This window comes from Variovorax rhizosphaerae, from assembly GCF_037889975.1.
Taxonomy (GTDB): domain Bacteria; phylum Pseudomonadota; class Gammaproteobacteria; order Burkholderiales; family Burkholderiaceae_C; genus Variovorax; species Variovorax rhizosphaerae.
Window position 1 is genome coordinate 75,710 of the sequence record NZ_JBBKZT010000011.1, and the last position, 14,226, is coordinate 89,935.

Below are 14,226 nucleotides of genomic sequence, written 5' to 3' on the forward strand. Positions count from 1 at the left end.
CCGCGTATACGGATGAGTGGTTCATGATGACCTGCACATGAAGGGTTCAACGTGAAAGGAACAGCACGGTGCCCAAGCGACCGGTGCCGTGGTCCATGGTTTGCGTTCGTGCAAAAGCAAAGGCGCTGTCGAGTTCGGTGATCACGCGTGGAAGAAGGGCTTCCACCGAGTTCGCGTCATCGCCGGGCGCGAACTCCAACCGGCAGTTGCGGGTGCGGCAGTCGATGGTCTGCAATCGCTGGGAAAGCATCGGGTCGACTTGTCCGATCGCCTGGCGCACTTGCTGGGTGGCCGTGCGGCTCCACGCGGGGTCGGTTGCCTCTTGTCGGAAGGTGATGTCGGCAGCCTCGGGGGCGTCAGCGGGTGCGGCCGGCGCAAGCGGAGCCTTCGCCAGGCCTTGGCCGACTTTCAGCGCCGCCACCTCGGCCTCGAGCTGAGCGACGCGAGCAGCCAGATCATCTGCCGCGGGCGCCGACCGTTGTGGGGCGGCCACCTGCGTCGTCGCCACAGGCTCTGCGGGGAGGGTCGATGCGGCCGGTTGCATCGGCGCCGACTGTCCCTGCACTGCAGATGTGGCCTCGTCGCCCGGCTCGGAAGAGCCTCCGCATGCGCCGAGCGCCACGCAAAGGGCCACGCTCAGCGCCGACAGCCGCAGGCCGCGCGCGCTCATTGCACGAACTCCAGGCTGTAGATGACGCCGCCGGCCGGCAACGTGCACAACACCGCCTGGTGAGACTGCTCCGGGGTCAGGGTTGCCGGCATCAGCGCGGTGACGCGGCGACCTGCGTCGGTGCCGCTCATCGCGAGGGCGGACAGCATGCCGCCGGTGTTGGCCATGCTGAACAGCCGGCAGGCCCCGCTCAAGCCCGAGCCGTTCGCATAGACGCGATAGCCGATGGTGGGCGCGACGATCGTTCGCAGCACGGGGCAGATCACCGACAGCGGTGTCGTGCCGACATTCGTCGAGCCGGTGACCGTACGGCGAAGATTGGCAGGGCTTGACGTGCCTTCAACGTTGCAGGCCGATCCGTGCAGGGTATCGTAGACCCACTCCGCATGGGCGGGCGACGGCAGGCCCAGCAAAGGCAGCAGCATCGTGGCCAACGCAGCGGTGCGTGCACACGCACCAAGCCGCGAGCGAGGGAAAGGCAGTTGGATGGTCATGAAAGTTTCTCCTTGGGAGGTGTGGGGGTCGAACGATCTCAGTGGGGAGGCGAGCGATTCGTGCACCGCGCCTCCTTGTCATCTCAAACGCTGCCGACTGCTCGAACCGGACAAGTCGCCGAGGCCTTCGCCAACGGAGGGTGTTCGGGCCGGAACGCCCCGCGGCGCCGTGCGGATCCTTCGAATCGACGATGCGGAGCGAGGGTTGCCGGCCCACGCTTGATGTCTTTGCGGCAAGCGCCAAGAATGGCAAGCCGGAAGGAGCAAGCCGATGAAGAAAGCCCTCGTGATCGGTATCGACGACTACCCGGGACACCCATTGCGTTCGTGTGTCCACGATGCAGGCAAGGTGGCCGAACTGCTGTGGGCGAACGGAGATGGGTCACCCAACTTCGACGTGGATCTCATCACCAGCGAGCGCGGCGATGTCACCAACCTGGGCTTGGAAGAGGCCATCTCCCGGTTCTTCAGGAGCGAGACGCCGGTCGAGACGGCCGTGGTGTACTTCGCGGGCCACGGCATCATCAACCCGCTCACCGATGAGGGCTACATCCTTGGCATCGACAGCCGCAAGGGGGCCTTGGGATTCCCGTTGACCGTGCTTCTCTCCCTCGCGAACGCCGCGTATCCGACCATCGCATCAAGCCTGATCATTCTCGATTGCTGCCACGCCGGCTTTGCCGGCGAAATCACCGGCGCCGCGACGGCCCACGCGTCCGTCATCGGCAAAGGGGTGACCATCCTCACCGCCTGCAACACCGACCAGAAGGCCATCGAGGCAGGTGAGCAGGGGGTCTTCACCAAGCTGTTGCTCGACGCACTGCAAGGGGGCTGTGCCGATGTGCGCGGCAACATCACGCCGGCGGCCGTCTACACGCACATCGACCAGGCGCTCGGCGCGAAGGACCAGCGACCGCTTTACAAGGCCAACGTCCACCGTTTCGTCACGCTGCGCCAGGTGGTGCCGAGGATTCCACACGAGGTGTTGCGACGGTTGCCGCTCTACTTCCCTCAGGCGGAGTACATCTTCGCGCTGGATCCTTCCTATGAGCCAGACCGCCAGAGCATCGCTGACCCCGGAAATTACCCACCTGCTGACGCGGCGCACGTCCGTATCTTCAAGCACCTGCAGATGTACGCCCGACAAGGCTTGGTCGAACCCGTCGACGCCGAGGCCATGTTCTGGGCGGCAATGAATTCCACAGGGTGCACGCTCACCGCAATGGGCCGGCATTACCACCGGCTCGCCCTGAAGAAAAAGTTGTAGTCCGTTGAAGCGCGAGCAAGTGCGCAGCCCTGCGCTGCTCATCGTTTGACACCTGAACACCGGAGGCGACCCATGGCGAATCCGTCACCACGGGCGAACGAAGTCGAGGGAACGTCACCGCGCCGTTTCACGCACGTCCGCCTGCTCTCCGACAACGCCACGGCCTGGAATGCAAAGCGTCACCTCATCGCCAACGCGCGTCATACGCTGGACCTGTCGTACTTCATCCTCGAAGTGGATGGCACCACGTCACGGTTGCTGCTGGATCTGATCGAAGCCGCGGCGCGCGGCGTCCAGGTGCGACTTCTGGTGGACTACTTCACCACCTTCCAGCAGGCTGCAGCGCTGCGCGCCTTGGGCAGCACGCCCCACCTGCAAGTGCGTCGCTTCGGCCTGCCCACGCCAACCTGGCTCGCAGCCTTGAATGCCGCAGGTATCGACGCACGGGCCTTCGTCACCGGGCTCATGACCGCCAGCGGGCCGATGCTGGCGGCCTCGTTGAAGGGCAACACGATCTTCGACGCCTCCGTCTCCCATGATCTCCACTCGCTACCCTCCACGCCGGGAAAAGGTGGCATCGGCTTTCCGATTCAGGTTCTGGGCGCGCTCCAACCGGAACCCCATGGCGCACCGCCGGCAGCGTTCGAGTTGGCCGCCCACCGGGACGCCGCGCTGAAGAAGGTTGCCTTGCTGATCCAGATCCTCCGGGGCCTCAAGCAGTTCCTTCACCGCAATCACCACAAGCTTCTGCTGGCGGACGGCCAGTGGTTCGTCATGGGGGGTCGGAACTTGTCGGATGCCTACCATTGCGGTGATTCGTCCCGAGGTCATGTGTTCCAGGACACCGATTTGCTGGCCCACGACGGGTGCTCCGGCGGCAGCCCGCATGCTCGAAGTTTCGATGCACTCTGGAACAGCGTGCCATCGGCCGACATCACCATTCCAGAACCGCTCGATGCGAACCCGCCAGCGACGACGGGCACCTTCCATCAGTTGGCAAGCGCCCTGCTCGCAACGCCGCCTGGCGCTGACTTCCACGGCGGCACCCTGTTGCCTGACATGGACGGCGAACTGGTCGACAACCTGCCCAGTGACAAGGGTGACCCGGCCATCACGAAGGTGTATATCGCGCAGATCGAACGTCTGCGGGCCGATGGCCGTCCCGCATCGGTGGACATCGTCAGCGCCTATTTTTTCCCTGCGGACGAAGCGAACACCAGCGAAACGCTGCTGGCATTGCGCAATACGCTCCTGCTGGCGGTGGCAGCCGGGCTGACGGTCAACATCTACACCAACTCCGTCGCGAGCACAGATCTGAAGCCGGTGAACCGGGCTGCCTACCCGAAGCTGGTGCCGTTGATCGAAGGCGGAGTGAACGTGTTCGAACTGGCCGACGGACAGGGCTCGTTGCACACCAAGGCTGCGGCCATCGGCGACGCTTGCCTCGTCGTCGGCTCCTACAACATGGACCCACGCAGCGAGCTCTACGACACCAACAACCTGATCGTCCTCCAGGATCCGACGGGCGCCGCCACTTCTGCATTCCGGCGCACCTGCATCGACGCACTCGCGTGGAAGCAACTGACCGGCGATGCCGCACGGCAGCTGGCGAGCGAGTCGCGGACCCCACCATCAGCGGGGATCACAGAGAGCTTGTTGTGAGCGCTGCGCGACCGCACCTGCCGAAGGCTCGGCATCAAGGAACAGCCTGCACTCGCAGCGCCGGCAGGGCCACCGTCGGATCGCCCAGGATGACCGTGTGCTGCCGGTCGAGTGCGGCGATCTGGTAATACAGGGCTGCATCGAGGCTGTTCTGCAGATTCCGGTTGTAGGCGGTGCATGCGCGGGTCCACCGGCTCATGAACATGCCCACATCCCGAAACACCTGTCCCATCGCCCAGCCAATTGGCCGTCGTTCGCCACCTTCGAACAGCTTGCCGTAGAGTGCGTCGACAAGGCTATGTGCGAGCGGTTGGCCGGTATGGGGATCTCGCAGCGACCAGTCGAGCGTGGGTTCGACGTGACCGATGAACGCTCGCAGCGGGCGCGACGCGCCGAGCAGGCGTTGGGGCAACGGCGCGATGCGGGCGCCGCAGCCGGCGGCGACGCCGGCGAGCACACAGGCGATATCGGACCTGGGATCGAACAGTCCGTCGTAGGCGGAGACGGTGTCGCTGCCCGCGGAACAGCATGCATGCGAGTACCAGATGGCACCGTCGGGCTGCCAGCGCTGGCACAGCGCGTCCACGTTCATGGGCTCGTGAAGGGCGTCCACGGGAACACCCAGGTGCGTCGCCATCGCGTGGCGGTCGTTCATCGGCCCGGTCATGCCGTGGCTGGTGGTCACCACCAGCCCCGGGCGCGTACTCGCCAATGCGGATGTCAGTCTGTCGTGGGTGGCATTCGGGCCGAACAGACCGGTGAAACCGGCAAAGTCAGCGTCACTGCGCCACCGGTCGGCCAGCTTGCGCGAGACGGCGCGATCCATCAGCCACGTGATGTCCGGTTGCCCATGGTCGACGCTCCACACCAGCGGTGTGATCGGGTCACATATCGAACCTGTCCAGTCGCTGAGCAGCGCGTCGACATAGTGCGCAAGCGCCTGGCCCTGCAACCACAGCCGCCCAACAAAGTGCCCGAGGTTCGCGGTGTACTGGAAGGCCCATGGAATTCGATCAGGGGGCGCGAAGACGAGCAGGAACGCAGGCAGTTGCCGGGCGCCGATCCCTCGACGGCTGGCCAGCGAGAGCGGCCATACACGGCCACTTGCGTCGTAGCGGAGGAGTTCGCCGACACCGTCCGGCGTGTGGCGCCAGCGCAGTACCGGCGAACTGGCGCGGGCGGCCACGAGGCGCTGAATGGGTTCAGGTGCATCGTCTGCCGTGCCGCGGCGGCTCGGAGGGGCAATCACGTCGTCGTCGGGCAGCACGAGGCCCCAACCCACGTCTGGCGAGCGCCAGTTCCAGTCATGCTCCATGGGCGGTGCCCGCTGCCCCAGCGATTCATCGTCCAGGGCTGAAGGCCGGCGCAGGCACCAGTGCAGTCGCTCCGGCTCGAGCGCAGCCGCGGCATGGGTTGTTCCGGTCCAGGCATTGCACTGGAGCGACGGCGGCAGATCCATGAAGCGATCAGTCATGGATTGACTCTGTGGGCGCGGCGTGAACAGTTGCTGCAGAAAAGCCAGGGCTTTCACACATGGCGATTCAATGACGGAACACCAGTTGGTGCAGTGCCCACGCCATTTCGGGGCCGGTGACGTCACTGTGGGACTTGATGCTGCCCCGGCTGCCATCGAAGGCCACGACGGGCGGGTCGCCTTGCGGCAACACCATCGGCGTGCCAACGGCAGGAAGCGGATCGATCAGCGCCTGGCCGGCGCGGCGCGGGCCATATCCTCCGAGTGCCGCAAATCGACTGGGTGGCGAACCGGCGCTCGTGGACAGAGGGTCGGCGGCGATCTGCGCTTCGCCCAAGTCACCCGGCCGGCGCAGGACCAGATGGAAAGCGTCGTGCAGCACCAGGTCACGACGGGAATAGGTGCTGACGATGGGACGGATCACGCGGTCCGAGTCCAGGGCTTCGCGGTATCCACCCGGAGGCCCGGCGTCTGCGACCGCGTCCGCAAAACACAGGTGCGACACCGCCGGCTGCAACAGCAGCAGCGAAGCGAGCGGCCGGGGCAGCGGGCGTGCGCAGATCGCGGACAGCAGCACCCGGCACCCGAACGAATGGCCAATGCAGTGCACGCGCGGGCCGCGATCGTCACCGCCTGTGCCCGAACGGTCCAGAAGGTCGCGCAACAGCGTCGCCACGCCGTTCGTCCCTACGGTGCCAGCACGGCTCTTCATCTGGTACAGCGAGAACAGGCGCAACGCATGGCGTGGATCCAGCAGGCCCAACTGGCCAGCGTGCCGCGGGCTCGCGCCCACCAGGTGCGCGTCAGTGTGATCCGAGGGTCGCGAGAAGTCGTCGATGTCCTGGTCGTCAGCGCCCGGCACGGATCTTGGCAAAGCCATTTCCATCGATCGCATCATGGCCAGCACGTCGCTGGCCACTGTATCGCGGCCTTGAAACGCAGCACCTTCGTCGGCAACGACACCGAAGGCCGGCGCGATAAGGCGCGCGAGTTCGGCGGCGTCGGCATCGTCAATGGCCGGTGCCGCGAGCAGTGCATGGGCGCGCGCGAGGCCAGCGGCGCCTCCCGCGGCCGCCACGCGGTCGGCGAGCAGGCTGACCAGTGCATCGACCCCGGCAGCCGCGCCGACGGATGCGAGGGCAGGCCCCTTGTCGAACGACATCCAGATGCTTGGCCACAGCACGCCGACGAACACCGGAGCGAAAGGCCGGTCGGGTGGGTAATCGATGCAAAGGCGCTCGAACTTGCCCAGCAGGTCGCTGTACATGTCCACCGCTTCCGAGGGGTCGTAGTTCCAGCCATGCACCGCGACGATGACATCGCTGTGCGCCGTCCCCCGCACGTGCTCGATCAGCCGTGTCAGGGCGACCGGCGTCGTGCAAGCGCCCTCCTTGTCGATGCGCACCATCCACGTCGGCATGCGAACCCCGGGAAGCGGGTACGGGCCGGTCGGGAGTTCCATCAGGAGCTCCTTTGGCGAAGTCGCCTGGAGGCGGTCGGACTGATCCGACATTGCGGATTGCGCCGCCTCTGCCCCCGCGCGAGCTCATGCACCGCGGCTGCCAGTTCAACTGCGGACGCATAACGGTCCTCGGCCCGGGGCGACAGCGCCGTCGAGGCAATACCCCTCCACCCCGGTTGCGTTGCGGCGTGTGGCGACGCGTGCGTCGTAACGCCATCGAACACGCCACCCGGTCGCTGCCGGGTCATCAGTTCGCACAAGATCACACCGAGCGAGTACACGTCGGAGGCGGCCGTGGTCGCTATTGCCCGCCCATGCTCGGGCGATGCGTAGACAGGCGTCTGCCACTGCTCAGCCAGCACTGCCGCACCAGCAGGCGTGCCAAGGGGCATTGCGATACCAAAATCGATGAGATGCACCTCGCCCCCAGCCGTCACCATGAAGTTGGAGGGCTTGAGATCACGGTGCACCACGCCACGCTCGTGGACGTACGCAACCAACTCGGTCATCCGGACGAACAGCATCAGCCGCTGCGCAGGATCGAGCCCCTGCAGTTCCGGGCCATTCGGCAAAGGCGTGCCGTCGACGAAATCCAGCACCAGGTAGGCGCCGAAACGATTGTCGATTCCGGCGTCAAGGAGCCGGGCGACGCGCCGGTGCGCCATGAGCGCCGTCATCTGTCGCTCATGGTTGGCACGTTCGGCCGCGTCGGTGCAATGCGCCATGCGTTGCAGCTTAATGGCGACCGGCCGACGATGGAAGGGATGCCGTGCCAGCCAGACAGTGCTCATCCCGCCACGACCGAGCTGCCGCAGCAGCTCGTAGGGGCCGATGCCGGAACCGGGCAAAGGCGTGGGTAGGTCCAGCTCGTCAGGAAAGGTCGGGCAGTCGGCCAGAAACCCACGGAACCGGTGTGAGTGGCGAGCCGACACCAAGTTCTGCACCAGCGGAAAGAAGGTTGGATCCTGGTTCTTCAACCCCCTGATCCACGGTTGGACGGCGCCGGACTCCAGTCCCAGGCATTCGTCCAGCAGGGGGCTGAGGCGGCGCAGCCGGTTGAGCGCATCGGTTTTGTCCATCGTGTCGGGGCGGCCGGGTCGCGGCCAGCAGTGGCAGGGTGTTCCGGCCACGATAGGCTTCGCATTGCGTACCCGTATCGTCTGAACGAGCGATCAACGATCGTCTGAACGAACGATGCGCTGCCCGATCGGACCGCAGCCAGTCGCATCCAAAAGGGTCAGCGCGCAGCCGGCGAACCGTCGTGTTGCAGAGGCTGCGCGCGCAAATCCGGCAGATCGATCCGGATGGTGGTGCCGCCGGCCCCGGAGTCGATGGCCAATTCCACACCGGCCGCAAGCGCCCGTCGGTGCATGCCACTCAACCCATGGCCCGCATGTCCCGCATCGACGCGAAAACCCGTGCCGTTGTCCCGCACCTCAAACACGATGCGGGCCGGGCGGGGACTGGATATCGTGCGGAACTCGATCAGCGTGGCTCCCGCGTGCTTGATCGTGTTGTTGATCGCCTCTTGCACGATGCGCAGCACCTGCGTCTTCATGCCAGGCGGCAGCACCAGGTCCGCCGGGAAAGCTTCCATCTGCCAGCGGATGTGGATGCCGATGCGCTCCAGGCGCGACTGTTGGTGAATGCGCAGGCTGGCCAGCAAAGGAAGGAATTCGCCCGCATGCGCAGCGGAGGAGTCCACGATCAATCGCAACTCGTCGAGGCACGAGCGCAGCAGGTCGGTGACCGTGTTGCGATCGGAATGGCCACGTTCCACCACACGCAAGGCTGCGTTCAGTTGCAACCCGAGCCCGTCATGCATGTCCTGCGTGATGCGCTGGCGTTCCTCTGAGGCGGCGTGCGCCCGCGCCAGCTCCGATTTGGCCGCCGCCTGGGCGGACTCGACCAGGCGATCGATCACCATCCACGCGATCAGCAACGCCAGCGGCACGCCCACATAGTGGGAGATGTAACTCGAGTCGAAGGAAATGAGATCGGACGTGATCAACAGGTCACGTACGGTCAAGGGCACGTAGACCCAGGCAACGATGCCCGCCAGCACCGCCGAGGTTGTGCGCGATCGATACGCATTGCGCGCCGAAATCGCGAGCAGGACCGCCGAGCCGGGCACCCAGACGCACATCCAGAGCCCGATCACCAGGCCCAGGGCCATCCATCCCTGGAATGCCGCGTAGATGCACCCCGTGCCGACGATCGCCATGCCCAACAGCGTCCACTCCAGGGTGGGCCAGCGGAGCTTGCTCAGGCGCAGCAGGAACGGCGTGAAGAAGATGAAGAACCAGCCCTGCGCGGAATGGACCAGTACCGCATAGGCCGTGGCGTTGAACGGTGCATCCTGCACGAAGTAGTTGGTGTAGCGGACCGCCCACGCGATCATGGCCAGGCCAAACAACCCGTAGATGGGTTCGCGGTTCATCCGAACCCACGTCGCGATGCCGATGAACGCGGCGACGACCGCCACGGCGAACGAGAGCACGGCACCTTTGACGTGCAGCGCATACAGGCTCGCCCCCCTGGCTTGCAGCGAGCCGGCTTCGCCCCAATACACCCATCCGAGTCCCCCATTGCTGTTGCGATATGCGAAGAGCCGGATGTCCAGCACGTTTGCGCCCGGCCGCAGCAGCGCGGTCGGCACCTCCACGAAAAATGGCGTGTTCCAGTTGCGGGTCACCGGGTCAGTCAAGCGCCCACCCGACAGCACACGTTGTCCGTTGACGAAGATTTCGCCGTTCATCGACAGGCGCGGAACGAGGATTCCCAAGCGGGCCGGCGCGCCGGTAGCGAGGTCCAGAGGAATCCGGTACCAGCCGATGCCTTCGGTCTGGCGGCGGCTCCGCGACCAGTTGTCGGGCAGCCGGACATCGGCCCATGATCGATCCTCCGGCGGTGGCGACGCGTCATCGGCCAAAAGGAAGCGAGCCCGTTCGACCCGTCGTTCGTCATTCCCATCCACCAGGACACACCCGCCCAGCGAGAGGAGCCAAAGGCATAGGGCAGTGGCAACGAACAGAACACGAAAAGCGGGCATGAGAACACCGCGCCATGTCGCTTCAGTCGAGCAGACCCAGTTGGCGCGCCTCGTACAAGGCCTCCGCCTTGTTGTGCACGTCCAGCTTTCCGTAGATGTTGCGCACATGCGCCTGCACGGTGGTGACGGAGATCTTGAGGTGCGTTGCGGTCTCGGAGTACGTGCAGCCGCGCGCCACGAGTTGAAGCACCTCGAGTTCGCGGGGGGACAGCGCGTCGATCTTGCGATCGCTGCGAGCCACGGGGACGGGCGGCTTCCTGGCGCCTTCCTGCCACCGCGAGAGCAACTGGCTGGCGATCATCGGTGACATCGGCGCGCCGCCCGCGTGCAAGCTCAGCACATGGGTCGCCAATTCGTCCTCGGTCCCATTCTTGAGCAGGTAGCCTCGGGCCCCGGCCTCGAAAGCCTGAAGCATGTGGTAAGCATCGCCGAAGGTGGACAGCACCATGATCTCGCATTTCGGCTGCAGGCTGCGGCACAGGCGGATCACGTCAGTGCCGGGGCGATCGGGGAGACCCAGGTCGACCAGCAACACGTCGACAGGGTTCTTCGCCAACCAACGCATCACGTCCAGTGCAGTCGAACTGGTCTGCAACAGGTGCAGTCTCGGGCTCGCCCGAATCACTTTTGCGATGGCAGCCAGAACCTCGGGTTCGTCCTCCACCAGCGCCACGGTCACAGGTCGCATGTCCATGGGTCGCCCCCACATTGGGTTGAAGTTGGCTGCCCCGGGGCAGCGTCCGCCCGATTTCAATCTTTGCACAATTCGGCTCACGGTGGGCAGGTGCCGCCTCGTCTGAACAAACGATGCGTGAATGACAAGATTCGCCGAACGGGTCCAAAAGGCGAACCCCGATCTGGGGTCAGCCTTGTCTCCACTTCAAGCCCGCGCCAATGCCCTTCCAGCCGTGATCTGTTCGCATCGCCGCGGACATCGTAAGAACTAACAAGCGACAGCGCGTCGACGGCTTCGTACGATTTGGGCGAACAACAGGAGCGGACCATGGACGACGACATTGCGGCACAGATCCACCGCGTGAACGCGAAGGAACCCGGAGCACAGGACGCGCTGTTCGCTGCAGCCTACGGCGAACTTCGTCGCCTTGCCCGATCCCGGTTGCGAAGCATGGGACGTTGTTCGTCCCTGGACACCACCGAACTCGTGCATGAATCCTACTTCCGCTTCATCCGGCGCGGGGAATTGCAGACTGAGAGCCGGCGTGCCTTTTTCGCCTATGCCAGCTGCGTGATGCGGTCGGTGATCGTCGACGAAGCGCGCGGGCGACTGACCGATCGCCGTGGCGGCGATTCGAAGTTCATCACGCTCGACACCCAGGTAGAAGAAAGCACGTCGAATGGCGAGAGTGAGTTGGTCTGGGTTCACGAGGCGCTGGAGGTGCTCGCGGAAGTCGAGCCTCGGCTGGCGAAGGTGGTGGAAATGCGCTACTTCGGCGGCTACGCCGAGGTGGAAATCGCGGACGCGCTCGGCACCACCGACCGAACCGTTCGCCGTGACTGGGAAAAGGCGCGGATGCTGCTGCGCGCTTTGCTCGAAGAAGGACCGCACTGACAAGAGAGATGGACAGAGGGTTGCGGGGCTGCGTGCTCCTCAACGATGGCCGGCTTGCATCGCCGCGAGGTAGCGCGCCGAAACACGCCGTGTCCCGAGGTGGAGATGACGCATGCATGGTCAGACTTGTCGTCGCCATGATGCTGGCGTAGAACGACGAGTGCCTCGCTCGAACGGCGATGCATGAAGTCTTGAGACCCAGCGGTAGCGGGAGCCTTCGGTTGAAACTGGCGTGAGATACCCTTATCGACGCGCTCCTGCACGGGCCTGCCGATCCTGTATTGGTGAGTTTTTCGGGCTAGCGTTTGAGGTCAAGGCTTGGCTCGTACGAGCACCAACGAGATTTTTCAGGTGCCCTCGTGCGTGCGTGTCAGGAGGAAAAGATGCGTTGGCTCTTCTTCATCCTCGGGATGCCGGCGACGTTCATTACCGCCGCCGCCTTGTTCGGATGGCGATATCGCAAGGCAATTGTGATGTCGATGTTCAAGTCTGGCGCGATGGCGGTTCTGCCGCCGGTGACTGCACCGATGCCATTGGCGGAGGCGTCGCAGCCGCTGAGGGTGGAGAGAATCGGCGAGGAAGACTTGCGGCTCATTGGCAGCGCTGCCGAGCGGGCCGTCGACCGCGCCAACGCCATCACAAGATCCGTCGAGCGTTGCTATCTGATCTCGGGCGGTGCGCTCTGGAGCACGCTGGTTGTGTTGCACGCGTGGGTGGCGCCGCCAGATTGGCACCGGGCACTTTCACTTGTCGTGCTGTTTGCGGCGCTTCCAGGGCTCATCGTGTTGGCGAATGTCGTCGCGCACTCGTGGCGCACCTGGGCCGTCATCGGCCTCACGTATTGCGTCGTCATCATGATGGCGATCGCGAAGCTCGGCTGGTATTCGGGCAGCGCTTCGCTGGCGATTGCCACTGCACTGGACTTGGCTAACGTGTATGCATGGCCAGCACTTGCGATGCTGCTTCTCGTGCAGCGACGCCTGCGACCCTTCTGGGTGGGCATCGCCCCGATTCTCGTCTTTGTTGTCACGGCCGTTGCGGTGGTCTCGCTGGTGGTCAGCACCCATGCCCTGCCCGAAGATGTTGGCGTGTTCAAGCAACGCCCCGAGTACCGTTGGCCGGCTTCCCTCTTGCTTGCATTCGCGTGGGCGGCCGTGCCGGCAGCAGTCTGGGTTTTCCTGCGCATTTTGCGGAGCGCGGACCGGCGGACGTACGCAGTTCCCCTGGCGGCCATCGGGGCCGCCGGTGTTGCTGCGGACGAACTCCTGCGGCCCCCATTTCCGATTGGTCCTCTCCTCACCGCCGTGCCAGCCGGCGTCCTTCAATGCCTGGTTGTCTGGCTCTTCTTCAAGGGCTTTGTCGGCCTTGAGACAACCCGCTGGGTGTCGCCCTCGACGCTGCAGTTCCATGTTTGCTGGATGTACCTGGCGATCTACACGCTCGCACTGCTCGGCGTCCAGGTCGAGACCATGTCGCCTGCCGAGCGTTACGTTGTCTACGGGATCTTCGGGGGCAGCTTGATCGCCTATTTCATTCTCTTGCATGCACTACTGCGTGTGGCCTGGAAGTCTTGTTCAGGCAGTTCTCCGAAGCGGCTCCTGCTTCTGCGCGTGTTCGGCAGCGCCGACAAACGCGAGCGCCTTCTTGACGCGCTGGAAGACATGTGGCGACGTGTGGGCCGCGTGGATCTGCTCGCAGGGACCGATCTCGCAATGCGCACGCTCGGGTCGTGGATGCTCGAATGTTTTCTTCTCCGGCGCCTCGATGCCCAATTCCTGAACACCGAGGCGGACGTGGACCGACGACTGACGCGGCTCCGGAGCGAACTCGAAGGCGATCTCCGCTATCCGGTGAACGAGATTTGTTGCTATGTCGACGCCTGGCAGGCGGCAGCCATGAAGCTGTCGGTCGCATCTGACGTGGTGCTAGTCGATCTTCGCGGGTTCGCGCGCGAGAACCGTGGCAGTGTTTTTGAGCTCACGTACCTGATCTGGCGCGTTCCGTTGGCGAGAGTCGTCGTCCTTGTGGATCAATCGACCGATGAGTCAGCGCTGATCGATGTCGCCAGGGCCGCCTGGGCCACATCCCCTCAAGATTCCCCGAATGCCGAGGCGCGTTCACTGCCGCTACGGGTGCTCGCACTTGATAAGTCATCGTCGCTGGCGACCGTGTCCAGGGCGTTGTTTCGCGCGGCATATCAATGTGATTCTTCTCGTTCCTCGTGAGGGCGGCGCCAAATGCCGGCGGAGGCTTACCTCTGAGCTTTCGTCATATCGAGGAGATGAATGGGCGAGCGCGGCGTACTCGTCGATCACGCCACGGTTCATCGATGGTCGATCAAGATCCTGCCGGTGCTGGCCGCTGTTTTCGACGACGCAAACGCGCGGTGGGCGCGAGTTGGCGCATGCACGAGACCTGCATCAAGGTCGCAGGCCAGTGGAAGTTGAATCGTTGAATCGTTGAATCGTTGAATCCGAGCATCAGTCGCACGATGCGTTGATCGCGCGATGGTCTTGTTCGACGATGTCGTTGAGGTACTTCGACAGGCGCATCTGAGGCGGCGTCGAGAAACGAG

General features: G+C 64.5%; 11 protein-coding genes and 2 pseudogenes. 5 read left to right on the forward strand and 8 right to left on the reverse strand.

Features of this window, described 5'->3' with window-relative positions; all coding sequences use genetic code 11:
• Positions 1–46 precede the first annotated feature (46 nt).
• Positions 47–544: a hypothetical protein gene (locus tag WKW82_RS23105; protein ID WP_340344689.1), complete on the reverse strand. Its 498-nt coding sequence runs from the start codon at positions 542–544 to the stop codon at positions 47–49.
• A 122-nt stretch (positions 545–666) separates the two neighbouring features.
• Positions 667–1,164 (reverse strand): hypothetical protein, encoded by a 498-nt coding sequence (locus WKW82_RS23110; RefSeq protein WP_340344690.1) that lies wholly within the window; start codon positions 1,162–1,164, stop codon positions 667–669.
• A gap of 271 nt (positions 1,165–1,435) precedes the next feature.
• Here WKW82_RS23110 and WKW82_RS23115 point away from each other — a divergent pair, with 271 nt between their 5' ends.
• On the forward strand, positions 1,436–2,431 hold the full coding sequence (locus WKW82_RS23115; protein ID WP_340344691.1) for a caspase family protein: 996 nt from the start codon (positions 1,436–1,438) through the stop codon (positions 2,429–2,431).
• A gap of 72 nt (positions 2,432–2,503) precedes the next feature.
• On the forward strand, positions 2,504–4,093 hold the full coding sequence (locus tag WKW82_RS23120; RefSeq protein ID WP_340344692.1) for a phospholipase D-like domain-containing protein: 1,590 nt from the start codon (positions 2,504–2,506) through the stop codon (positions 4,091–4,093).
• 34 nt (positions 4,094–4,127) lie between these two features.
• On the opposite strand, the gene WKW82_RS23125 is transcribed toward WKW82_RS23120, so the two are convergent.
• The 5 genes from WKW82_RS23125 to WKW82_RS23145 all read right to left on the reverse strand — a co-directional run bounded on the left by WKW82_RS23125 (position 4,128) and on the right by WKW82_RS23145 (position 10,775).
• Complete coding sequence (locus WKW82_RS23125; RefSeq protein ID WP_340344693.1) at positions 4,128–5,567, reverse strand: hypothetical protein; 1,440 nt, start codon at positions 5,565–5,567, stop codon at positions 4,128–4,130.
• A 67-nt stretch (positions 5,568–5,634) separates the two neighbouring features.
• Positions 5,635–7,029, reverse strand: coding sequence for a hypothetical protein (locus tag WKW82_RS23130; RefSeq protein ID WP_340344694.1), 1,395 nt, complete (start codon positions 7,027–7,029; stop codon positions 5,635–5,637).
• A complete protein-coding gene (locus WKW82_RS23135) occupies positions 7,029–8,108 on the reverse strand; it encodes a serine/threonine-protein kinase (RefSeq protein ID WP_340344695.1) in 1,080 nt (359 codons plus the stop codon). Before WKW82_RS23135 ends, WKW82_RS23130 begins: the two co-directional genes overlap by 1 nt.
• Positions 8,109–8,266: 158 nt before the next feature.
• On the reverse strand, positions 8,267–9,961 hold the full coding sequence (locus WKW82_RS23140) for a sensor histidine kinase (protein WP_340344696.1): 1,695 nt from the start codon (positions 9,959–9,961) through the stop codon (positions 8,267–8,269).
• 142 nt (positions 9,962–10,103) lie between these two features.
• Positions 10,104–10,775: a response regulator gene (locus tag WKW82_RS23145; RefSeq protein WP_340344697.1), complete on the reverse strand. Its 672-nt coding sequence runs from the start codon at positions 10,773–10,775 to the stop codon at positions 10,104–10,106.
• A gap of 309 nt (positions 10,776–11,084) precedes the next feature.
• On the opposite strand from WKW82_RS23145, the gene WKW82_RS23150 reads away from it, so the two are divergent.
• The 3 genes and pseudogenes from WKW82_RS23150 to WKW82_RS23160 form a co-directional block, all read left to right on the forward strand.
• Positions 11,085–11,651 carry an ECF-type sigma factor gene (locus tag WKW82_RS23150; protein ID WP_340344698.1) on the forward strand — a complete coding sequence of 189 codons (567 nt, stop codon included), beginning with the start codon at positions 11,085–11,087 and terminating at the stop codon, positions 11,649–11,651.
• Between the two features lie 383 nt (positions 11,652–12,034).
• Entirely contained in the window at positions 12,035–13,876 is a 1,842-nt protein-coding gene (locus WKW82_RS23155; protein WP_340344699.1) for a hypothetical protein, read from the forward strand.
• A 29-nt stretch (positions 13,877–13,905) separates the two neighbouring features.
• Positions 13,906–14,094 (forward strand): annotated as a pseudogene (locus WKW82_RS23160) (IS6 family transposase); the annotation flags it as partial.
• 26 nt (positions 14,095–14,120) lie between these two features.
• On the opposite strand, the pseudogene WKW82_RS40650 reads toward WKW82_RS23160, so the two are convergent.
• Positions 14,121–14,203: pseudogene (locus WKW82_RS40650) on the reverse strand (IS6 family transposase); the annotation flags it as partial.
• Positions 14,204–14,226: the final 23 nt, after the last annotated feature.